Raw genomic sequence first — 22,987 nt, 5'->3', positions numbered from 1 at the left:
TCGACGCCACCTACGGCGCTCCCGCCGCGTGGGCAAGATATAACGACACTGATTAATGAGAGGAAAGAACGACCATGGCAGGGTTTAACCCCACAACAAAGACCTCCGAGGCGCTACAGGAAGCCCTGAAGCTCGCCAGCGCCGAGGGGAATCCCGATATCCGTCCCGCCCACATCTTGGTGGCCATCCTGGAACAGGAGGAGGGCATTGCCTCCCCGGTGCTCAAGGCAGCGGGTGCTGACCCGCAGGCTATTACTGCCAAGGCGCGGGATCTGGTGACGTCCTATCCCAGTGCCGAGGGGCAGGGGATGGCAAATCCGCAATTTAACCGCGATGGGCTCAATGCCCTCACCGCCGCCCAGGAATTGGCCGGCGAGTTGGGCGATGAGTTTGTGTCCACCGAGGTGCTGCTGGCTGCGATTGCTCGCGGCAAGGATGACGCCGCCCAGCTCTTGCAGGGTGCCGGCGCCACCTATGACGTGATTAAAAACGCCTTTCCTTCAGTGCGCGGTGGGCACAAGGTGACCACCGAGGATCCCGAGGGCCAGTTTCAGGCACTAGAAAAATACTCCACGGATCTCACGGCCCGCGCCCGCGAGGGCAAGATTGATCCCGTGATCGGCCGTGACGCCGAGATTCGCCGTGTGGTGCAGGTGCTCTCGCGCCGCACGAAGAATAACCCCGTGCTCATTGGTGAACCCGGTGTGGGTAAAACCGCCATTGTGGAGGGGCTTGCGCGACGCATCGTGGCCGGCGATGTGCCGGAGTCGCTGCGCGGCAAGACCCTCATCAGCCTGGATTTGGGCTCGATGGTGGCCGGCGCGAAATATCGCGGCGAGTTCGAGGAGCGGCTCAAGGCGGTGCTTGATGAGATCAAGGGCGCCGAGGGCGAGATTGTCACCTTTATTGATGAGCTCCACACCATTGTCGGCGCGGGCGCCACGGGCGATTCCGCCATGGATGCCGGCAACATGATTAAGCCCATGCTGGCGCGCGGCGAGCTGCGTCTCGTTGGTGCCACCACCTTGGAGGAGTACCGCAAATACATCGAAAAGGATGCCGCGCTCGAGCGCCGCTTCCAGCAGGTGTATGTCGGCGAGCCCTCGGTGGATGATGCCGTAGGCATTCTGCGCGGGCTGAAGGAGCGCTATGAGGTGCACCATGGTGTGCGCATCCAGGACTCCGCTCTGGTGGCCGCCGCCGAGTTGTCCAACCGCTATATCACCAACCGCTTCCTGCCTGATAAGGCGATCGACTTGGTGGACGAGGCGGCCTCGCGGCTGCGCATGGAGATCGACTCCTCCCCGCAGGAGATCGATGAGCTCGAGCGCATCGTTAGGCGCCTGGAAATCGAAGAGATGGCACTGGCGAAGGAAAGCGATGCGGCCTCGCAGCAGCGTTTGGCGAAGCTGCGCGAGGAGCTGGCCGATGAGCGCGAGAAGCTCGGCGAACTGAAGGCGCGCTGGTCCAATGAGAAGAGCGCGATCGATGAGATGCGCGATGCCAAGGAAGAACTCGAGCGGCTGCGTTCTGAGTCCGAGATCGCGGAGCGCGACGGCGACTATGGCAAGGTGGCCGAGCTGCGCTACGGCAAGATCCCGGAGGTAGAGAAGAAGGTCGCCGCCGCCGAGTCGCAGGTGCAGGATGGCCAGAACAACGCCATGGTGGCCGAGGAGGTCACTCCCGATGTGATCGCCGAGGTGGTCAGCTCGTGGACGGGTATTCCCGCCGGCAAGATGATGCAGGGCGAAACCGAGAAGCTCCTGCACATGGAAGATGTGCTGGGCAAGCGAGTGGTCGGCCAGCTGGACGCGGTGCGGGCAGTCTCCGACGCCACGCGCCGGGCCCGCGCCGGGGTGGCCGATCCGAACCGGCCCACGGGTAGCTTCCTCTTCCTCGGTCCCACCGGTGTGGGTAAGACCGAGCTGGCGAAGGCCCTGGCCGAGTTCCTCTTCGACGATGAGCGCGCTATGGTGCGCATCGATATGTCCGAGTATGGGGAGAAGCACTCCGTGGCTCGCCTGGTGGGTGCCCCTCCCGGATACGTCGGCTACGATGCCGGCGGCCAGCTCACCGAGGCTGTGCGCCGCCGCCCCTACACCGTCGTTCTCTTCGACGAGGTAGAAAAGGCGCATCCGGATGTGTTCGACATTCTGCTCCAGGTGCTTGACGACGGCCGCCTCACCGATGGTCAGGGCCGCACGGTGGATTTCCGTAACACCCTGCTGATTCTGACCTCGAACCTGGGCGCCGGCGGCAGCCACGAGCAGATGATGGACGCCGTGAAGCGCACCTTCAAGCCGGAGTTCGTCAACCGCCTCGACGATGTGGTGATCTTCGATAGCCTCACCCAGGAGCAGCTGACCCACATCGTGGAGATCCAGGTGAACCAGCTGGCGGAGCGGCTCGCCGCCCGGCAGCTCACCCTGCAGGTCTCCGATGCCGCCAAGCACTGGTTGGCCGATCGTGGCTACGATCCCGCCTATGGTGCCCGGCCGCTGCGCCGACTCATCCAGAAATCCATCGGCGACCAGCTCGCCCGCAAGCTATTGGCGGGAGAGATCCACGATGGCAACACCGTGCACGTGGATGTCGCCGAGGGCGGCGAGGACCTCGAGCTGAGCTCCTAAGAGCCGTGGTTGAGGCAGCTGCCCCCTCGCCGGCTGGTGGGCAGGTGCGCGCTGGCGCGCACCCGCGGCCGCCGGTGGCATAGAATAGCGCGCATGCATCGAATCTTCTCCGGCCCTGTCCACCGCCTCTGCGCCGGCATTGCCCTGGCGCCCCTCCTGCTGAGCGTGGCAGCGTGCTCTACGGATGAGCAGGACGGACAGCAGCCGGAGGAGACGACGTCGACAAGCGCAGTGCAGCAGGCGGAACCCGTGGATATCGCTGCAGCCACCCTGCAAGAAGGGGAGATGCTGCCGCATCTGCGCTACGCCAACTATGGGCAGGACTATGCCGCGCTCAGCGATGAGGAGCGCACGGAGCTGGCGCGCAGCCAGAAGTACCAAGAGGAACAACTGCGCACAGAGCCGGCAGAATGCGCCGAGGTGGCGCTCGGCGAGAGCTTCATTACCGCGCTCGTGGCCGAGAAACCCGAGGCCGCGAATGTGGTGATGTGGCAGCCCAAGCCCGAGGACTATACGGATAATGCCGATCTCGAGGCCTATTCGGTGCTGATCGCAGACGCCGAGGCCCTGGGTGAGCACGGTGCCCTTGCGGAGAACTGCCTCGACTACAGCGCCACGATGCCCGTGGGTGGGGTGGATGTTGGCTATAGCGTGACGCAGCACTTTCAGAACACCGCCATCGAGGATGTGACGCTGAGCGGGGCCGAGGATGTGCAGGCCTATTCCACAGTGACGTGGGTCGATGGTGCCTCGGCCGAAGAAGGACACCGGACCTATATTGTGCGGGGGCGCACTGGGAATGTGGTTGTGCTGGCCCGCGGTATCGAGCTCAACAGCGTCAAGACCTTGGCGCAGGCACAGCTCGATCGCATCGCCGCGACCCGCGGCTAGCGCGGGGACCGGCGGGCACGCGCCCTCGAGGCCGTGATCTGGAATCCCAGAACAGATCACATTCACACTTTTTAGACGTGGAATGTACCGCATGGCGCGCCGATTTCCCCTCCTGATAGGGGGAAGGTCTGATGAGGAGCGCCTGTTGGGGGAGATCAGGGGACAGTCCTAACAGCCGCAAAAGTACAAAACTTCTGCCCGTTGATCTTTCTGAAAACCGCCTCAACCTGCACAAAGGCGTGGTGTGGCTTAGGCTGGCAGCTATGAATCTCACCATCACCCCTGATGAGTTGGCAGACCGCATCCGCTTTGGCCGCAAGACCACCCTCCTTGCATCCTTCTGGCGGGCAGGCGAAAAAGAAGGCCTGTACAAATTCAATTCCGAACACATCCCCACCTCCCTCTACTGCGATACCGCGCACGCACTGGCTGGTGTTCCCTCCCGCGCGGAGGGACGCAACCCGCTTCCGGACGCCGCCCAGCTGGCTAGGTGGTTCGTGCGGTGGGGCATTAATACCGATCAAAAAGTTGTGGTCTACGACGAAGGCAATGGGCTTTTCGCGGCCCGCGCCTGGTGGGTGCTGACCTGGGCGGGCGTGCAGGATGTGTGCGTGCTCGACGGCGGCATGGCCGCATGGGAAGCAGACGGGCACCAGATCATCGGCGGCCCGGGCAACCTGCCCATGTTTTCTAATATCCGCCCGCACCTGGGCAATCTGGCCGTCGCCGACTATGAGGACGTGCAGCGCGCCGCCACCACCGGCGACGCCGTGCTCATTGACTGCCGCTCCCGCAACCGCTTCGCGGGCCGCAAGGAATTCCTCGATCTCAAGGCCGGCCACATCCCCGGCTCGGTGAATATTCCCGTCACCGACTTCCTCACCGAGGACAATCGTTATCGCAGCCCAGAGGACATTCGGGAGATCTTTGACAAGGCGGGCATCACGCCGGGCATGAAGACCATCATGATCTCCGGTTCGGGCGTGCACAGCTCCCAAGCGATCTTCGCCATGCACCTCGCCGGACTCGATGGCGCGGCTCTCTATCCCGGTGGCTGGTCCCAGTGGTGCGCCGATGCCAGCAACCCCGTGGAGCGTGGCGACGTCGCCAGTGTGTCGGAGTGTGTGCGAAATTAGTTTCACCGCCGCTCAGCACAGATTAAGCTAGGTGAGCGATGAACCTAGTTATCTTTATCGTTGCGGCACTCCTCTTCCTCGTCGGCCTCTGGCTGCTCGTTGTAGATCGCAAACGCCGCACCCGCACTGCCCCGCGCGAGATGTCCCGCACCAGCGACGCCGATCGTCCCGTCGAGGACGAGCAGGCGCCTGAGCGCCCCGCGGCGGATGATGCTGCCGCCGCGCCGCTGCCGGTCGCTGACACCGCGCCCGCCCCGGCCGAGCACTCGGAGCCGCAGCCCGCAGCGGAGGAGGGGCCAGACGAGCCCGCCGAGCCTGCCGAGTCCGCTGAACCTGCAGCTGCCGAGCCTGGCGAGCCTGCAGCCGCCGAGCCTAGCGAGCATGCGCCTGCCCCCGACGGTGCCACGGCCATCTACGCCGAGGAAGAAACCGAGGTGGATGTAGACGCCGAGGACGCCCTCTATGATCTCCCGCACCCGGACGCGGAGGCGGAGGTAAAGCCAGCGCCGCAGGCGCCCATCGCCGAGCCCGACGAGCTCGTGGACTCCGCAGATCCCGACGCTCCCGAGGAACACGAGGAGAACGAGGAGCAGGCTGGCGCCGATACGGCACCGGCCGCCGCGGCCTCGAAGCGCCGTTTCTCCCTGCCCGGGTTTATGAACTCCGCGCGCCGTGAGCGGCGCGACTGGGCCAAGGAGCATGACTACTTCTTCGCTAAAAGCGATGAGTTCCTCAGCGATGAGTGGTCGCGTGGCGCGGCCGCCACAGGCGCGGTAGCGCGCAACGTGGTCAGCGGCACCGCCTGCGGCCACGAGATGCACCTGGTGGATCTCGGTGGGGTGTGCGTGATGGCGATGCGCCGCGGCTCGGTCTCTGATGTGGTGATCGATGCTCGTCGCGCCAGCGCGGAGGATGCCCCCGGCACCGGTGAGGATTTGCTGCCCGTCGGCGAGCTGCACGAGCTGCGCGTGGTGGCCAGCGAAGTCGATGTGGCCGAGCGCTTTCTCGATGAGCGCGTCCACGCCGCCCTCGAGGCCCTGCCGCCGGCCGTTGCCGCCGTGTGGTGCGAGGGCAACTGGGTGCTCGCCCAATTCCAGCCCCACTCGCAGTCGCCGGACTGGGATGCGGTGTGCCAGCCGCTCTCTATGCTTGCCGACGCCGCCCGCGCGCTGCCGCCCCGCCGCGGCGCGCTGCTGGATCTGAAATTGGAGGATCGCGATCCTTCCCGGCCGGTGGTGGAACCCATCGAGCTGGATGAGGTGAGCGTGCCGGAGGAATTCTCCGACCCGCGCCCCGCCGTGGTCACCCGCCCCGAAGAGCCGGTGGAGCTGCCGAGCCGCGCCCAGCAGGTATCGCGCGGGGTCGTGAGCTCCCGCGGTGTGGGCACCGATGACATCGCCCCCATCGCCTCCGGCGATAGCCGCGAGCACACCGGCTTCGATGGCACCAAGGTGCTGCGCGATACGGGAATGTCCTCGTCTATCTTTAATGACATCTCCGCAGAGCTGGGCACCAGCTTCACCCCCGAGTTCGCCGCGCGTCTCAATGACTCTGCGGCCCAGGACGAGGCGGAGACGCCCGTGCAGGACGAGCGCGACGCGGCCGCAGATGAGGGCGGCGACGCGGATGAGAACACCACCACTAACAACTAGGAAATGAGCGCGAGAATGGACGTTGCGGCTGCAAAGGCAGAACTGGCAGAGCTAGTGAAAGAACTGGCCGTGGTGCACGGGGAGGTCACGCTCTCCTCGGGGAAGAAGGCCAACTATTACGTGGATCTGCGCCGCGCCACGCTGCACCACCGGGCCTCCCGGCTGATTGGGGCCCTGCTGCGGGAAGAGACCAAGGACCTGGACTATGTCAGCGTCGGCGGGCTCACCCTGGGTGCTGACCCGGTGGCGACCGCCGTGATGCACGCCGAGGGCCGTGAGATTAACGCCTTCGTGGTGCGCAAGGAAGCAAAGAAGCACGGTATGCAGCGCCGTATCGAGGGCCCTGATGTGGTGGGCAAGAAGGTGCTGGTGGTGGAAGATACCACCACCACCGGCAATTCCCCGCTCACCGCCGTGCAGGCGCTGCGTGAGGCCGGCGCCGAGGTCGTGGCGGTAGCGACGGTGGTGGATCGCGCCACCGGTGCCGCCGATGTGATCGCCGCAGAAGGCCTCGACTACCGCTACCTGCTGGGCTTGGAGGATCTTGGTCTTGCCTAAGCAGCAGACACCGGAACCGGAGGGTTCCTCGGGGCGCGGGCCCACCGAGTGGTTCGAGGCGCCCCGCGGGGTCGGGCCGTGGGCGGAGGAGTATCCCGATACGCCGCTGCCCACGGACTCCCGCTATGATCCTCGGCTGCTGGCGGAGGGGGATCGCCGCAATGTGGTGGACGCCTACCGCTATTGGACGATGGAGGCCATCGTCGCCGATATCGATTCCCGGCGGCACCAGCTGCACATCGCTATCGAGAACTTCGAGAATGACTCGAATATCGGCACGGTGGTGCGCACCGCCAATGCTTTTGCCGTGGACACGGTGCATATCGTGGGCCGGCGGCGGTGGAATCGCCGCGGTGCCATGGTGACCGACCGCTACCAGCACCTGCGCCATCACTCCAGCGTGGCCGAGGTACTGGCCTTTGCCCGCGAGCAGGATCTCAGCGTGGTGGCCATCGATAATGTGCCCGGCTCCGTGCCGCTGGAGACCGCCGAGCTGCCCGAGCGCTGCTTATTGCTCTTCGGGCAGGAAGGCCCCGGGGTCAGCCCCCAAGCCCAAGAGGGGGCGATCATGACCTGCTCGATCGCCCAATTTGGGTCGACACGCTCGATCAACGCCGGGGTAGCAGCCGGCATCGCCATGCATACCTGGATTCGCCAACACGCCGATCTGCGCCATTCCTGGTAGCCGCACAGACCGGCACATACTCACCCGTAGATTATGGTCCCGAAGAATAGCGTTAGCGCAGGCCACGGCGGGTATGTGTCGTTTCTGTTACCGTTTCAATTAGAGAAAGTGTAGAACGTGAGTTGAAGCCACCGCGCTCTGGCAGTGGCTTGCACACGCTGCGCCCTAGTCCCTGCACGGGCCATGGGCGTATCCACCAGTTTCCGCCCCCGTGGGCGGTCGCTGCTCGTGACCTTGATGGAATGAGGACAACTACCGTGCCCGAGAAGTGGATTCACCGCGCTGACCTAGCCGAGGCAGCGATTGAGGATCGTCACGCCACTGGGCTGTGGGCGTTGCCGCGCACCAACCTGGCCGAAGTGGCCTGGCCTGGGGGCGTGAAGGAAAAGCTCATGCTGCATTGGCACTACTGGTGGCAGGCGCACTATCTGGACTGCCAGATTGATGCGGCGCTGCGTACCTCCACTCGGCCCCGCCGGAAACGCATCCAGCACACGGTGCGCGGCATCAGGGTGCGCAATATCTACAAGCTGAGCCGCAATAAGTACTACGACGATAAAGCGTGGCTGGCTCTCGCCTTGCGCCGCATGGATACCGTGCATTCGCTCTCCGCGCCCGCCTATGCGGCGGAGCTAGAGGAGAACCTGCGCGCCAATGTGGACCCCGGTCTCGGCGTGCTGCCCTGGCGGGAAGGGGAGAACTTCTTCAACGTGCCCACCAACGGCCCCGCCGCGATCATGCTGGCCCGCACCGGCTGTGTGGACGAGGCCCGCACCATGACGGATTGGGTCTTTGACAATCTGATGAATGAAAAGGGTTTGATCATGGATGGGGTGCGTATGCGCATGCACGGCCCCGAAATCGTCAAGCCCATTCACCCCTATTGCCAGGGCGTGGTCATGGGCGCCTGCATGGCCATTATCGAACAATTGCGCAACCAGGCAGGGCTGGAGCCCCATGCGCGTATCGAGACTCTCGAGGACGCCGACCGCGCCGAGGACATCATGGATTATGTGGCCCGCGTGCGGCAGCTCGTGCACGCCGTGGCCAAAGAACTGGCTAATGATCGCGGCGCGATCACCACGGTGAACCGCGGCGGCGATGGCGGGCTGTTCAAGGGCATTCTTGCCCGCTACCTCGCCGAGGTGGCCGTGAATCTACCGAATGATGGCGGGCGCAATACCTCCACCAAGAAGATCGCTGCGCGGCTGGTTTTGGCATCCGCCGAGGCCGCCTGGGGATATCGCCTCGAAATCGATGGCCTGCCGGTGTTCCCGGCGGAGTGGACCGAGGATGCCCAGCTGCCACGCAATGCCGGTGTGGTCTCTGCCAAGGTGGGCGGAGCGCTCACCAGTTCCGGCATCCCGGAGCGGGATCTGTCGGTTCAGCTCAGCGGCTGGATGCTCATGGAAGCCGCCGCGCGCGTGAGCACCCAGGTGGGCGCGGAGCTCGACCTCAGCATCTAACTGGGCTGAGAGGGGGTAGGTGTCCGCAGGCATACCTCCCCCTCGCTCACCTGTGCGAAAACACACAATGATTCTTCCGTATTCCTCGTTCCCTGCCGCCGACTGGCGTGAATAAAGGGGAATAGGAGTGCGAAAAAAGGGGCGCGCGTGTCGCGCCGTGGCGCTATTATGAGGCCCTAACCTATTTTTTAAGGAGAATCTTTTACGGTGTCACGTCCCACTTTTGGATCGGATTTTCATGATTCTTGGTCTGATCAGCCTGCAGACTCCCGCGGCGATACCGCGCCGCGGGCTTGGGATTCTGTCCCCTCCTCTTCTTCGGCCGCTTCCGACTCCCCTGGGTTCGGTGGTGGCTCCAGCTTTAGTCAACCCGCGGCCCCCGCAACCCCGCCGCCGCGCCTCCAGCCGGTATCGGGGCCGTGGCCGCTCTTGCTCGTGGCCGGGCTGACCTCGCTGCTCGGAATTTTCTGCGCTCTCGCCGCCCCGCTGTTCGGGGGAACGGCCACCGATCCCGCCTTCCGCACCTATGCCCTCGTGGGGTGGGTATGCGCCGGCATCCTCACGTTTGTGGCCATTGGATTTCACAAGATTGCAGATAATCGTCGAAAAGCGGAGAGCTTTTATGTGGAAAACACGACACAAACGTTGCTGCTGCGCGCAGCCTTGGCTTTAGGCGCTGTGGGCGTAGTGATTACCGCATTCGAATTCGCCCTAGCGATCTCTAAAACGGTCGGTGCGTAGCGTAGCGACGCCACCTCCTTTATCTTCATTGCTTTTACTCTAAGGATCGAGAAACACAGTGAACCACCCCGCCCAGCGCCGTGGATCGTCTCGTCGATGTGGTGCAGCCGCCCTGGCGGCGGCACTGAGCGTGGCAGCAGCGCCGCAGGTAGCTGCAGCGCCGGCGCCCTCGCCAGTCGCAGCAGACAATATCGCGCGCCTGAACTCCTGTATCGCCCAGAAAAAGTCCGCAGACCTGATGTTTGTGGTGGATGAGTCCCAGTCCCTCTCGGGATTCGAGGATCTTCCCGCCACCGACCCAGACGCGGTGCGCGTGGCCGCCGCCCAGGATCTCATCCGGCAGCTCGGCATCGCCGCCCAGGATGTGGATGCGGATATCAACGTCAAGCTCGCCGGCTTCGGCGAAACCTACGAGTCCGATCCTGATTCCTATGGCGACTGGGCCAATGTGGCCAACCAGGCCGATGCGCTCGCCTCCACGGCGGAGATCTTCGCGGAGCGCGACCAGCAAAGCTACACCGATTATGGGACCGCGCTGCGTGGGGCCGGGGCAGATATGGCCGCCCATAGCGATGGCGACTCCTGCCGTGCCGTGCTCTTCTTTACCGATGGTCTCATCACCACCCCGGGCGAGGAGGCTGCCGCCGCCGCAGACCAGCTGTGCTCGGCGGCCGGGCCGGTCAACCAGCTCCGCCAGTCCGGGGTGCAGCTATTTACCGTGGGGCTGATTCCGCGCGGCACCGATTCCCCAGAGCAGCTGCTGCGCGATATGGCCGAAACCCCCGCCTGCGGCGGAGCCCCCGCCAATGGTGCCTTCTTTAATGCCACCGACGATGTGGCCGGGCTCTTCAGCGCCTTCCGTGGCATCCTGCCCAATGCGGGATCCGTGCAGGACGAGCTGCGCATGGGAGAGACCTTCCGCTTCGTGCTGGATAACTCCGTCGATGAGATCCGCCTGGACGCGCAGCCGCAGCAGCGCGGCGCCAGCGATAACGTTCAGCCCTATCTGATTAACCCGCGCGGTGACCGCATTGATCTCGGCGGCAGCGGCACGCAGGATCTCGCCGGGGCAGAGGTAGAGGTCTTGGGAGACAACCAGGTGCTGCCCGGCATGATCGACGCCGAGCTGCGGCAGAATGGCTCCGATGCCTGGGCAGGGGAGTGGACCTTCGGCTATGACTCGCCGGAAAAAGAGGGCCGCTACAAAATAAAGATGCAGATCCTGCCCGGTTTGCACCTCGATATTCCGGCCCTGAGCGAGGGCGAAAAGACCGGTATCACCAACGAGGAGCCGCTGCAGGTGCAGCTGCTCAACCGCGATGGCGAGGCCGTCGATCTGGAGGGCGAGGCCGCGCTGGAGGCGATGTTTGTTGCCGCCGATGGTGCCGCGCCGCTGCCCTTGGGCGAGGCGCAGTCCATCGCCGAGGGCAGCCCCGTGGCCGTGCCTCTCGACGCCATCGATCGGCCCGTCAACGGCACGATCGCGCTGCGGAGCCAGATCACCACCAAGGGCACCGATGATGCGCCGGGCACCGCGCTCTCGCCGATCGTGGCCGAGTACCCGGTGTCGATCTCCCCGCGAAATATGCCCGTGGTGCCGGGCGAGGTGCAGGTGACAGTGGAGGATACCCACGCCCAATTCACCGTGCCCATCACCGGCCCCGGAGAGGCCACTCTCGGCGGAGCCGTGCTCAACGCCGTGCCCGAGGGCGCCGAAGGCGTGAGCGTGCAGGTGGATGAGGCCCCGCTACAGCTCGCCAAGGGAGAAGAAGGCACGCTGTCCTTCACCATTGATAGCGAGCACCTGGCGGATGGCCCCCTGGCCGGCGTCCTACAGCTCAACCTCGCGAGCGCCGATGGCGATGGCCGCACGGCCGAGGTGGATATCCCCCTGACCGGCTCCATGCGCGCCCCCGTGAACACCACCGTGTTCTCGCTGGTGATGGTGGTGGCGCTGCTGCTCGGGCTGCTCATCCCGCTGGCTATCTTGTACCTCTTCAAATATCTCAGCGGCACCCTGACCCGCAAGAAGATCTACGCGCTCACCATCCCCGTGCAGATCAAGGAGCACCAGGTGATCCGGAGCAATACCGGCCGCCCCTTCCACGTGGATCGCGGGGAGCTGATGGACGCCACCGGCACGATGGTCAGCGGTCGGCACGCCACCATCGGCTCTAAGAGCTTCGGGGTGGCCCTGGGGCTGAACCCCTTCAGCTCTGCGCAGGCCCGCGCCCAGCAGGCGCCGTCCATCCCCGATGATGGCCGCCGCTCGGGTGACAACGCCGTGCTGCCCTTGGATCTTGCCCAGCACTGGGTGTTTTATCCGCAGCAAGGCCGCCCCGAGGCCGGCGCCGTGGTGGTGCTCGTCGATCGTTTCGCCACCGATGACGCCGTGGCGCGCATCGAACGCTCGGTCCGCGAGAAGCTGCCGCGCCTCGCCCAGGATCTTCACACCACAGCGAAGGACAGCGGCGAGAACACCGCCAGCGATAGCAGCGGCGGCAGTGGCGCCGCAGAGACGGCCGCCGCAGGCTCTGCGGCCAGTAGCTGGGGCGGGCCCAGCGAGCCCCAGCAGCCGACAAGCGACGGCAGCTGGTCGCCACACACCGGCGCTGGCGGCTGGGATCAGCCCCGCAGCACCGGCTGGGACTCGGGCGGACACGAGGATCAGAAGCCCCATCGCCCCTCCTCGGGCGGCTGGTCAGATGACTCCCGCGGCTGGGACTCGGGCGGACACGAGGATCAGAAACCCCATCGCCCCTCCTCGGGCGGCTGGTCAGATGACTCCCGCGGCTGGGATTCCTAGGCGCACACGGATACGGCAGTAGACACGGTAGATATCTACAAGGAGAGATGAAAAGATGCGGAAGTTTTTGGTAGTAGGCTGTGGCGGCTCGGGAGCGAAAACCTTGGCCTACATGATGGATCAGCTCAAGGCGCTGATCCGAGAGGTAGAGCCAGGGCGCGATACCCTGCCCAAGGCGTGGCAATTTGTCTCTATCGACGCCCCGCTGGCCGCCGAGGATGGGCCCAGCGGCTTAGCCAATGTGGAGCAGGCTGGGGGCCGCTATATCGGTATCGGTAGCCACCAGTCCTATCGCACCTTCGACGCCGCCGTGTCGGCGGAGCTCGCCCGCGGCGACGGCCTCAAAGACATCGCCACCTGGGCGCCGCGGGTGCCCAATGCCATTGAGCTTCCTATCTCCGCCGGTGCCGCCCAGCGCCGCACCCTGGGGCGCATGCTCACCCTGCCCAAGCTGGAGAAGATCCGCGAGGAATTACGCAAGGCACTGGAGGATATGAACACCTCGGATGCCAATGTGGAGTTGAACGAGCTCAACCGCAAGATCCAAGGTTTCTCCTCCGATAAGAGCGAATCGGATCCCACCATCTTGGTGGTCTCATCCATGGCTGGTGGCTCCGGTGCCTCCATGTTTTTGGATGTATGCCGCGTGCTCGCTGGGCTGCCCAATGCCAAGCCCGAGCAGACCGCCGTGTTCCTGCTGACACCTGAGGTATTCGATTCCCTGCCCAAGGACGCCATGAGTGGCGCCTGGCCCAATGCTCTGGCCATGTTCGGTGAGGTCTTCGCCACCCAAACCGGGGCCGCCGCCGCGGCCGATGCCTCCCTCTACCACGCACTGGGTATCGCTACCGCAGATCAAGGCTCCACCTTTGCTCGTCTCTTCCCCATTGGTAGCCGCATGGGTGAGGAGCGGGCGCGTTTCGGCCGCGAGGGCTCGCCCTCGGAAATCTATCGTGGGCTCGGTCGGGCCCTGTCCGGTCTGGTCTATTCTGAGCAGGCGTCCGCGGATTTCGTGCAATACGATCTCGGCAATGCGGGCGCCCCGGATGCGAAGCGCTCCTATCTCGGCTGGGCCGATAACGAGAAGCTGAAGTGGACCGGCCTGCCCTGGGGCTCGATGGGCTACGCCCAGCTCAGCATGGGTCGCGATAAGTACAAGGAGTATGCGGCGCAGCGCATTGCCCGCGCCAGCTTCGATCAATTGCTGCGCGGCCACATCGATCCGCGCAATCACTCCACCGGTGAGGAACAGCTTCGGGAGCGCCTCGCTGAGCGCCTGCCGGACAGCATGAACCGGATGAAGATTCACCCTCAGCTGGTGACGAGCGCCGCCACTACAGACATCATTCGCAGTTGGTACGAGGTTCTTTTCCATGCGGAGCTGGAGGCCGCCGTCAGCGAATCCCAGGCGGTACTGCGCTCGAAGATCCCCACGCCGGTGGAGGGCCAAAAGGGCCAAGAGTGGGCCGACGAGGTAGAGAGCGTGATGGGGAGCTCCTATCTGAGCACGGAGCTCCGCAGGGTCATGCAGCGATCGGCCTATAGCGCGGTATATCGCTGGGCGGACTTCATCACGGACAGCATGCTCGCCGAAGCCGAGGAAGAGCTCTCGCGGCTGGGCATTCCCTATGTGGAGAAGATGCTCTCCGAGCTGGATGTGATTGTGAAAGACAAACTCCAGCCGGGCACCGAGCAATTTATCCTGCGCCACCAGGGACTCGATCCGGCGGCACGTCCCGCTGATGCCGATCAAGCCCTGCACCCGGTCACTGGGAAGAAGCGTATTCACAATGCCGATGCCGTGGTGGAGCAGCTCCTCAGCTGCTACAGCCCGCAGCTGCGCACTGCCATGGTGGTGGAGCTGGCCCGTAGCCTCAGCCCGGTACTGGAGGATTTCCGTTTCGGGGTGCTGCGCCGCCTGCGCGATGAGCTGGACCGCGCCCACAAGGATGTGCGCGCCGCCGATAAGGCCAAGGAGTCCACGCTGGATCTCGCGGATGTGGCCACCGATGAGCCGGCGGCGTGGCCGCGGCCGCACGATGAGAAGGTCAGTGATCGCTTCCGCGGCTCGGTGAATGAAATCGTGATTACCGAGGTGGATAACTTCCCCGCTGATTTCGAGGCGCAGCTGCTGGAGGCAGTCTCGGGCGAGGACGCGAATGTCACCGATCTTGCCGAGGCCACCTCCCGCGTTAGCCGCACCATCATCAAGGGCGAGTGGGAGACCACCGATGCGGTGAAGGCCCCGCGCGATACTCTGGCGCGCCCCGCCGACGAGGTGCCCGGCGGTAACCGGGCGGGCTGGGCGAGCAAGCATTTGCGACGCCACCCCGAGAACACAGGGGAAAGCCGCGAAAGCTCCAATGCCGTATTTAAGGCCCGCATCCGCCCGAAGGACCTGCTCGAGCGCGCCCGCATGTGGGTGGTGCGCCCAGGCGAAAGTTTCGAGCGCTTTATCTCCGCAGACCTGCGTAGCTACATGACCCAAGATGAGATGCTGAGCGACGCCGAGTACGAGCAGCGCATCGCCCGGCTGCGCAGCGAATTCGCCAAGGCGCTGTCCCTATCGCGCCCCTTGGCCGCGGTGGACGCCACGATGGTGCAGGCGGTACACGGGCAGGGAGTCACCTACCGTTATTCCTTCTCCGAGATCCCCTTCAAGGATCAGCGCGTCGCCGCCGAGCTGGAGAGCACCCTGAGTTCGAGCAAGATCGAGGGGCAGTCGCGCACCAAGTTCGACAATGCCCTGCGCGATAGCACCAATATTCAGCGCATCGATATCTTCGGCTCCTATCCGAACTATTCGCCGATCGTGTTCAGCTCCCTGCTGCCGCAGATCGCGAAGGAGTTCAAGGCCAGCCACAATCGCTTCGATTTCTGGAACCTGCGCCGCACCCACACTCTTGATGCCGCGCTGCCGCTGAGTATCGATGAGCGCAAGGCCCTCGTCGGCGGCTGGTTGCTGGGTGTGGCCACTGGCCGCATCCTCATCACCAACCAGGGCACCACGGACGCCGCGGCCCATGTGTATGGGCGCCTGCCCGCCCACCGCGGCTCCGCGGAGCGCGCCGAGGGCTGGTACCACTTCCCCTCGCCGATGCTCACCGGCCCCGGGGAGATGCGCAATGAGGTGGATTGGATGCCGGCGGTGTTGGAGTCCATTCTGCTGGCCTATGCCAATAGTCATGAGCGGGATCGCAGTGGCGCCCCCGGCGCATCCCTGCACCCCTACTGGGCGTTGCGGGCGCTCTTTGATGATTCGCCGGAGAAGGCCAGCAATGTCGATGGCGGTCTGCGCCACCCGGCAGTGAATACTTTGGCGCACTTCCTGCGCACCGGCGAGTGGCCCGCCGAGCGCAATGGCACCCGCGGCACGAGCATCGCGGAGCGCGCCGGCATGGTGGAAGAACACCTGGCCCGCGCCTTGCGCACTGCGGAAATGTTGGCGCCGGTGGATAATACGGGCTTCCCCAGCGCCTCCACGGTGGATAAGTCCTGGGCGCATCCGACCAGCCGCGAGCGCGCTTCGAAGACGCCCTACTACCGCGACTTCGCGGCGGATGTGGTGGAGATGGCCAATCTCTTGCACGGGCTGCTCGATGAGGCGCAGCGAGTGGCGGAGCAGCCGGAAAGCACGAGCAGTATTCCTACCGGCTTCAGCTCGGCGCAGACTGACAATGATGATGAGTTCTCCGGATTCGGTGGTGGTTTGTTGTGAGTTACACCAAAAACACAGATGTTGTCTTCATCGGTGCGGGTCGCCTCTTCGGTGAGGTGCGCGGCGTGGCCGCGGACCTCACCACGCTCGGGCATGTCTCGCGCACCTTCTGGATTGATGCCGGCGCCCAGGATCCCGCTCGCGGCGGCGTGCACTCGACGGTGCGGCTGATGGAGGAACCCGCCGAGCAGCACCGCGGCTGCGAGAGCTTCGTGGCGCTTTCCGATGCACTGCGGGGTATCCGGGGATTGACCTTGGTGGTGCACGTGGTGGACGCCAATGATCCGGATACCGATTATGCGGCCGTGGATCGGTGGATGCGTCTGATCCAGTCCGAGGCCGCGCAGAACTCGGTGCGCCGCGTTCGCCTGCTGCTGCCGCAGCTGCCGCTGCCCAGCACGGAGCCGGCCCCTCGCGAGGGCTGGGCCACGGTGGCGCTCACCGCCTTCGACGCGGATTCTCCTCTGACCTCCTCGCGCCGTATTCAACAAGACGATGGCCCCCTCGAGGTGGCCCGCGCCTATGCCCCGAGCGTGCTCGGGCTCTGCGGTCGTTTCACGGCTGCGCCGGTGGTGGGCGTGCTCAAGGAGGATGGCAGCGAGATCATTCAGGGTCTGGCTGATTCCTTCGTGCTGGCCCGCTGCTTCTTCCGTAATTTAGACGCCAGTGCCGCCGAGGAAGAGCTCCGCGACGCGGTGATCAACGTGCGGGAGGATATCCCGGTCACGCATATGCGCGATGGGCGCCAAACGGTACCCCAGCAGCAGAGCGAGGAGATGGTGCGTCGCTATGCAAGCGAGTTGCTGCAGGCGCACCAGGCCGAGCTCATCACCCAGGAGAAATCCCCGAAGAGCGCCGAACAGGTAGAGCAAAGTGGTGCGGCCGCACTCAAGGCCTTCTTCCGCGAGTTTTTCCGCGCCACGGTGGGCTCGCGCTCGATCTGGAGCTCCTCCCTCCACCAGGGCATGGCGGATCGCATGCGGGATATGCTGCAAAAAAATCTCTATGGAGAAAAAAGCACGATTCGCGTCGTGGTGGGGCAGAAGGGCCGCGGCAGCAGCGGCGAGGCCGGGATGGAGTCGCTGCGCGCCAGCTCGGCGCGACTGCTGGGCGCCTCCAGAAAGGCCGGCATCAACGTCACGAGTCAGACCAATCTCTCGAGCCTGTGGTCCGATTATTGCGCGGCCTCGCTCACCCTCATCGACGGCTCGGATCGTTTGCATGACCGGCTGCCGAACCTGGTGGATAACTCCAATCCCGCCGTGGTGAGCACCGCCGCCGAGGTGGTGCCGGATACGGAGCAGGGCTTCGATGCCAGCCTGCCGATTCTGGACGAGTTTATGAAGCGCGAGGAATCGGAAAAGTTCCTGCACCCCTACGATGCGGTGCGGGTGGGGAGCTTCGATAGGAAACTCACCAAGGCTGTCTCCCGCACCTCGAATCCCGAGGTATTGGACCTGCGCGAGGATTTCCAGCGCTGGCGCGCTGAGAGCGGCACCAGCTTTGCCTCCGAGGTGGGCTCCGGTTTGCTGGATCGTCTCTCCGACGCCCGCCATCGGGTGGGTGCCGCCTTCGACGCAGCTCAGGCCTGCGAGAAGCAACTCAGCCAGATTGGTAGCCAGGATACGGAGGCCATCAATCGCCGCCTGACCAGGAAACTGCGCCTGCTCAGCGGGCTATGGGCGGTGCTCATGCTGCTGCTCATCTACTGCTGCATCCGCTTCTACAAGCCCGATTGGCGCGTGCCTTTCCCGCAATGGCGGGGCCTGAACTGGCAGTGGACGGTGCTCCTTGCGGTGCTGACTACGGCGGTGATTGTGGCGGTGCAGATGGCGATCTTTGCCCGGGCGCGGCGCGGGGTCTATGACCTGCTTCGCCAACGCCGCTTGCTGGAAGAAAACCTCGAGATCTACATGGACAACTACCACGCAGCACTGGGCGATGTGGCCCGCCTGACTGGGGCCTACCAGCAGTTCTTGGCATGGTCCTTGGTGCTTGGCCGCGTGCTCGCCTATCCCTTCGGGGCCCCGCGTACCACCCGCACCACCACGGAGATCCCCACCGCCGGTCTGCCGCGTGCGGCTCGGCTGGGGCGCGCGGTGGCCGATCCGGATAAGCGCCGCGAGCTCACCCATACGCTGCGGCAGTCCTTGTGCCGCGAGGGCTGGGCGGGCAGCGCCTTCGAGCGGAGCGTGGGCGAGCTGGCCCGCCAGGTGGCATCCACCACCGGCAGCCGCGAGCAGCGCGTCACCGATTTCTATAGCCTCAACGGCCTCGGTTCGGGCTCGGAGCTGGATCAGCTCGCCCAGTGTGCGATGCGCACGATCCCGGAGCTGTCTGAGCAGGACCGGCAGCGCCTTATCGACGCTCTCTCGCAGGAGAATAGCGCCGCCACGGTGCAGAGCTATCTGCCGCAGGCCATCTTCTACGAGAACGGCCAGGAACGCACCGTGGAGCGCAGCGAGTTCTTCTCTGGGTTGATGGAGCCGGATCGCGCCGATGTGGAATTCCCCGCAGAGTCGCTCAGCGCCCTCGGCGCCACCCGGGGCGCGACCGTGATCGATCAGGACAAGAGCGTGACCTATCACTCGGATTCCAGCCGCGGTTCGCTCACCCGCAGCGTGCTCAAGCAGCAGTTCGGCGCGGTGGCCAAGCTCTCCTTGCTGGTGCCGCTCAGCGAAGATGATGCGCAGGTGGAGGACTTCAACCCCAGTGCGCAGGGGGCAGATTTTGGGTGGACGATGTACCGCTCCGACGCGGATACCTTCCCCGGCCCCGACGGCGCCCCTGGCGGGCACCGGCGCGGTGAGGATGACTCCCAAGGATTCCCCGGACCATCCACCCTGCTCTAAGCACAGTGCCTTGTGAAAGTTTGAGGAAAGAGAGACCCTATGGCGATCAATAGATGGGTAACTGATCTACCCGCAGACGCTATCGCCCAGCTCAGTGGCCTAGTGGCGCCGTCTCGCGAGCGGGTAGCCGCCATTCTTCGCGACGCCACCCCGCAGCAGGTTGACGCCGCGACCGCGATGCTCAGCTGCGAATCCCAGCAGATCCCGGAACCCAGGGCGGAGCAGTCCGCGCCGGTGGATACCGCGGCAGCGGCGGAGGACAGCGCGGAGGCGGCGTCGACAAGCGTCGCGGACGAATGGGACTTCGCTGCGGGCCCGGAGCCGACGAAGCCGCAGGTAAACCCGGCGGATTTCATGGACGAGAAGCTGCGTGGCTTCAGTTTTGCACCCTTCGCGCACCAGGTTGCCGCTCCCTGCGGACTGGTGAAGGTAGAGGTAGAAGAGGTCACCGATGCGGGCACCCAGGTGCTCGTCTATTGGGATGAGGTCCCCTCCGCTGCGAGTTTCGTGCTCTACCGCCTCGTGGGGAATGTGGGCGAGGGCCCGCTCAGCCCGGAGGAGGGCACGACTCTGGTGCATACCCGCGGCCGCGCCTTCCGCGAGGTGATTCCACCCACGGTGGGTATGCGGCACTACACGGTATGGGCCTATATGGGCGATAGCCCTCGGAGCCTGCTGGGCGTGCAGCCGGAGCTCGTGGGCGAGGAGGCGCTGGGCCTGCCGCCGCGCAATATCACCCTGGTGGAGGATAAAAACGGTACGGTCACCGGCTCCTGGGCGCTGCCGCAGGGCATCGACGATATCGAGGTCTATGCTCGGGTGTCTACCGCGGTGACCCCGCTCTATGATCCGAGCCACCGGGTGACCTCCGGGGTGGGCTTGCGCAACTTCACCCACACCGTGGCCAAGCGCGGAAAAACCTATGACTTCCAGCTCTTTCCCACTTTCGAATTCCGCGGCAGTAGGCGCGTGGGAGAGGGCTCGGAGATCGCGCAGGTGCAGATTTCCGCGAATATTCAAAAGGTAGTGATGAAAGAAGCGGTGCGCCTGCCCAGCAGCGCTGGTGACCGGATCAGCCTGGCGTGGGATGTGCCCTCGATGGGCGAGGTGCGGGTGTATCTGAGCGAACAGGCACCCCAGGCAGATTTGGCGCTCGAGGCGGTGGAGGAGCGGCACATCCTCGACGATGATGCCCTCGGCTCCACTAAGTGGGTGCATACCTTCGACTTCGACGAGATCGACCAGTATCAGCCCGGCGAGGAGCACCGCACCGTGGTGCAGTGGCCGGGGGAGTGGTCGCAAGTGTTCTGCGTGCCCGTGCACGTGGTGGGCGATTCCTTCCAGGTGGGCGACTATCAGGTGGTCAACCGCGTGGAGAAGATTAAGGATACGACCCTGCACGAGCGGGTATCGAGCCAGTTGGTCACCTTCGATTGGCCCAAGGGGGCCTCGGTGGTGCACGTGCGCTCGCGGAGCAGCCACATCGATCACTATCTCGTGGAGGAGGACTATCGCCGCCAGGGTGGGGTGCGTCTCCAGCTGGAGAATCTTGGCGACACCGTGGAGTTGGAGCCGCGCTTCTACTACGGCGGCACCGCGGTGACCGGCGAGACCACCACCATCGATTATGAGGGTTTGTGGACGTATCGCTACCGCATCCGCACAACCATCGACAACGGCAACTATCTGCTCGGGGTGTGGCTGTGGCGCGACGACGTTGAGGATGAACACCCGCCGAGCTTTGTGCTGGTATTCAACCGCGACCGCCTGCCGCTGCACGCCGGTGATGGCGAAAGGCTCCGCACGGTGTGGTCCCTGCGTTCTGAGACTGATGAGCCGGCGCCGAAGATGGTGCCGGAGCGGCTCGAGGCAAGCTGGGACGCGGCCGAGGCCTCAGGAACCTATTGGTTCACGACGATGGAGCCCTCGCAGCACGGCTATGTGCGCGTCTTTCTCGCCGATGCGGAGCGGCGCCGGCCGAACGAGCCCCAGCGCGTGGTGGTAGACGATGATTCGCGGATCTTCGAGGTCGATCCGGGAGGCATACGATGAGCCCTGAGTCTGTGTCCTCGCCCGTACTGGGCACCTTCAGCTTCGCCTCCTTCGGCCGCAGCTCCACCCGCGCCGGTGGTTGGGGCGTGGGCGATAGCACGGGGCGTATCACCCAGCAGCTGATTGCGCAGCTGCGTCCCACTATCCCCTCCACGCTTGTCGACGGCGCCCGCTTCGGAAACTACCCGAGTAGTGCGGAGATCGCGCACCTTAATCGGCGTTTCGCATGGCTGCCGACAAGCGATGCCGAAGGCAATACGGTGTGGGCCTTCTATGCCTCCTGCCACGCCGGGCAGGACGCCTCTGGCAGGCCGGGCAATGTGTTCACCTTTGTGCAGGTGCACGATTCCGCCGCGCAGGTGGACCCGATCAGGATGATGTATTCCCCACAGATCCCTGCACCCTTTGGCAAACGAGAGGTCGATGCCGCAGCGCTTCCGGCCGCGATCACCGAGCCTGGGCCGCTGAGCGACGTCGTGCTGCGCCGCTTCCTCACCGCCTCGGCCGAGTCGGCCGAGCTGCCCGTGCCGTGGGAGAATCTCTCGGCCCACAGCAGCGGCGGGCCGCGCCGGGAGTATGTGGACGCCGCAGTGGCGGCCCTGCGCACCGGCGCCCCTGTGGTGCTGGCCTGCCCCCTGGCTGAATCTCCGCTGTGGGTGGCCGCGGTCTATCGCGCCCACGGGGAGAACACGAGCTTTGCCACCTTCCACAACGCCGAGCGGCTCGCCGATATGCTCGGCACGAAAGCCCAGCTGGTGGCGGTGCGTGCGGAACATGTCGAACTGGCGCGGGAGGTGGTGCCAGAACACGCGGTGGTGCTGGATGTGACCGCCCCGCTGCCGGAGGAGCTGCGCGCCCCCAGCACCAGCGCGACGGATCCTATCGTGGCTGACCCCGCTGTGACTGACCCCGCTGTGACTGACTCGGCTGTGACTGACTCGGCTGTGGCTGACCCGGCCGCAGCACCGCTCGCTGCGCCCCCACAGGAGTCTGCGCAGCAGGAGGAAAGCAGTGCGGCATGGGGCGGACAGGAACGCATGAGCTTGGGCGAACAAGGATCCTCCGCTGCCACGGCCGCCTTTGGAGACATGCAGGACTATCCTTCTTTCAGCTTCGAGCAGCTGGGGCCCCTGCAGCAGGAATGGCCGAGCTCGCAGGGGGCGGCCGTCGATGACGCAGAGCTGTCGTTGAGCGATGAGGAGTTTGTGGCCGACCTCGAGCGGGACGTGGTTCCGTCCGCGCCGCTGGCCCCACCGCCTGTCCCCGAGCTATCCCCAGGTGGCATATACAACGGAGAATGTGTGGTCACAGACGACGATCTGCGTTGGATCCGGCTGCCGCTGTGGGTCTTCGTGGAGAGGATGACGCTGTGGTACAACACCGAAGAACCGAAGGATGCTGTTACAAACACCCGCATGGTCATTCGGATGAATCGCCTCGCCGCAGTCACGACGCTCAGCGATGACATTCTGCGGTTGCGCGCCCGCTGCGCACTGGTGGCGTTGATCAGCGATGTGCATGCCTGCGACAGCATAGGGCCGCTACTCCAGTTGCAGCGCCACGATCTCGATCGTCTGCAGAGTTTCTTTGCTAAGGAGGTCGACGATCTTCTCGCGCACAAGGACGCGATTGAAGAGATTCTCTATTGCGAACGTACTTCTTTTAGATGTATCGAAGACGCGGTGGCGGAGCTGATGGACGCCCCCGAGAACCAGGACAGTGCCCGCTATCTTGGGCCCCAAATACAGAGGCTGCTGCGCGATTCGGGCAGTGATATGAGACCGGAAAGGTACTAAGAGA

13 protein-coding genes are annotated in these 22,987 nt (G+C 64.8%); all 13 read left to right on the top strand.

Going from position 1 to position 22,987, the window contains the following annotated elements; all coding sequences use genetic code 11:
- The first annotated feature begins 74 nt into the window (after nt 1–74).
- Nucleotides 75–2,630, top strand: coding sequence for an ATP-dependent chaperone ClpB (gene clpB, locus KRX12_RS05480; protein WP_218366002.1), 2,556 nt, complete (start codon nt 75–77; stop codon nt 2,628–2,630).
- 93 nt (nt 2,631–2,723) lie between these two features.
- The gene (locus KRX12_RS05475; RefSeq protein WP_218366001.1) at nt 2,724–3,521 is read left to right on the top strand and encodes a hypothetical protein; all 798 of its coding nucleotides are present in this window, start codon (nt 2,724–2,726) and stop codon (nt 3,519–3,521) included.
- Between the two features lie 263 nt (nt 3,522–3,784).
- On the top strand, nt 3,785–4,657 hold the full coding sequence (locus KRX12_RS05470; RefSeq protein WP_218365046.1) for a sulfurtransferase: 873 nt from the start codon (nt 3,785–3,787) through the stop codon (nt 4,655–4,657).
- Nucleotides 4,658–4,695: 38 nt separating this feature from the next.
- Nucleotides 4,696–6,309: a hypothetical protein gene (locus tag KRX12_RS05465; RefSeq protein WP_218366000.1), complete on the top strand. Its 1,614-nt coding sequence runs from the start codon at nt 4,696–4,698 to the stop codon at nt 6,307–6,309.
- 15 nt (nt 6,310–6,324) lie between these two features.
- Nucleotides 6,325–6,867 (top strand): orotate phosphoribosyltransferase, encoded by a 543-nt coding sequence (pyrE, locus tag KRX12_RS05460; RefSeq protein WP_151549700.1) that lies wholly within the window; start codon nt 6,325–6,327, stop codon nt 6,865–6,867.
- Nucleotides 6,860–7,552 (top strand): RNA methyltransferase, encoded by a 693-nt coding sequence (locus KRX12_RS05455; RefSeq protein ID WP_218365999.1) that lies wholly within the window; start codon nt 6,860–6,862, stop codon nt 7,550–7,552. Before pyrE ends, KRX12_RS05455 begins: the two co-directional genes overlap by 8 nt.
- A 257-nt stretch (nt 7,553–7,809) precedes the next feature.
- Nucleotides 7,810–9,018: a glycoside hydrolase family 76 protein gene (locus KRX12_RS05450; protein ID WP_218365998.1), complete on the top strand. Its 1,209-nt coding sequence runs from the start codon at nt 7,810–7,812 to the stop codon at nt 9,016–9,018.
- A gap of 207 nt (nt 9,019–9,225) precedes the next feature.
- Nucleotides 9,226–9,759 (top strand): hypothetical protein, encoded by a 534-nt coding sequence (locus tag KRX12_RS05445; RefSeq protein ID WP_218365997.1) that lies wholly within the window; start codon nt 9,226–9,228, stop codon nt 9,757–9,759.
- A 58-nt stretch (nt 9,760–9,817) separates the two neighbouring features.
- Nucleotides 9,818–12,565 (top strand): vWA domain-containing protein, encoded by a 2,748-nt coding sequence (locus tag KRX12_RS05440; RefSeq protein ID WP_218365996.1) that lies wholly within the window; start codon nt 9,818–9,820, stop codon nt 12,563–12,565.
- A gap of 55 nt (nt 12,566–12,620) precedes the next feature.
- Nucleotides 12,621–16,283, top strand: coding sequence for a tubulin-like doman-containing protein (locus tag KRX12_RS05435; protein WP_218365995.1), 3,663 nt, complete (start codon nt 12,621–12,623; stop codon nt 16,281–16,283).
- Nucleotides 16,280–19,135: a hypothetical protein gene (locus tag KRX12_RS05430; protein ID WP_218365994.1), complete on the top strand. Its 2,856-nt coding sequence runs from the start codon at nt 16,280–16,282 to the stop codon at nt 19,133–19,135. The genes KRX12_RS05435 and KRX12_RS05430 overlap by 4 nt, the downstream gene beginning before the upstream one ends.
- Nucleotides 19,136–19,174: 39 nt before the next feature.
- Nucleotides 19,175–21,187 carry a hypothetical protein gene (locus KRX12_RS05425; protein ID WP_218365993.1) on the top strand — a complete coding sequence of 671 codons (2,013 nt, stop codon included), beginning with the start codon at nt 19,175–19,177 and terminating at the stop codon, nt 21,185–21,187.
- A complete protein-coding gene (locus KRX12_RS05420; RefSeq protein WP_218365992.1) occupies nt 21,184–22,983 on the top strand; it encodes a hypothetical protein in 1,800 nt (599 codons plus the stop codon). The genes KRX12_RS05425 and KRX12_RS05420 overlap by 4 nt, the downstream gene beginning before the upstream one ends.
- The last annotated feature ends 4 nt before the right edge of the window (nt 22,984–22,987 follow it).

It is taken from the genome of Corynebacterium sp. TAE3-ERU2 (genome assembly GCF_019209955.1).
Classification (GTDB): Bacteria; Actinomycetota; Actinomycetes; order Mycobacteriales; family Mycobacteriaceae; genus Corynebacterium; species Corynebacterium megadyptis.
The sequence above is the reverse complement of the archived record's forward strand: the minus strand, read 5'-3'. Positions and strand labels throughout refer to the sequence as shown.

Excerpts from the sequence above, each read along its gene's own strand:
- clpB (WP_218366002.1), top strand. The coding sequence starts at position 75 with ATGGCAGGGTTTAACCCCACAACAAAGACCTCCGAGGCGCTACAGGAA.
- KRX12_RS05475 (WP_218366001.1), top strand. The coding sequence starts at position 2,724 with ATGCATCGAATCTTCTCCGGCCCTGTCCACCGCCTCTGCGCCGGCATT.
- KRX12_RS05470 (WP_218365046.1), top strand. The coding sequence starts at position 3,785 with ATGAATCTCACCATCACCCCTGATGAGTTGGCAGACCGCATCCGCTTT.
- KRX12_RS05465 (WP_218366000.1), top strand. The coding sequence starts at position 4,696 with ATGAACCTAGTTATCTTTATCGTTGCGGCACTCCTCTTCCTCGTCGGC.
- pyrE (WP_151549700.1), top strand. The coding sequence starts at position 6,325 with ATGGACGTTGCGGCTGCAAAGGCAGAACTGGCAGAGCTAGTGAAAGAA.
- KRX12_RS05435 (WP_218365995.1), top strand. The coding sequence starts at position 12,621 with ATGCGGAAGTTTTTGGTAGTAGGCTGTGGCGGCTCGGGAGCGAAAACC.
- KRX12_RS05425 (WP_218365993.1), top strand. The coding sequence starts at position 19,175 with ATGGCGATCAATAGATGGGTAACTGATCTACCCGCAGACGCTATCGCC.
- KRX12_RS05420 (WP_218365992.1), top strand. The coding sequence starts at position 21,184 with ATGAGCCCTGAGTCTGTGTCCTCGCCCGTACTGGGCACCTTCAGCTTC.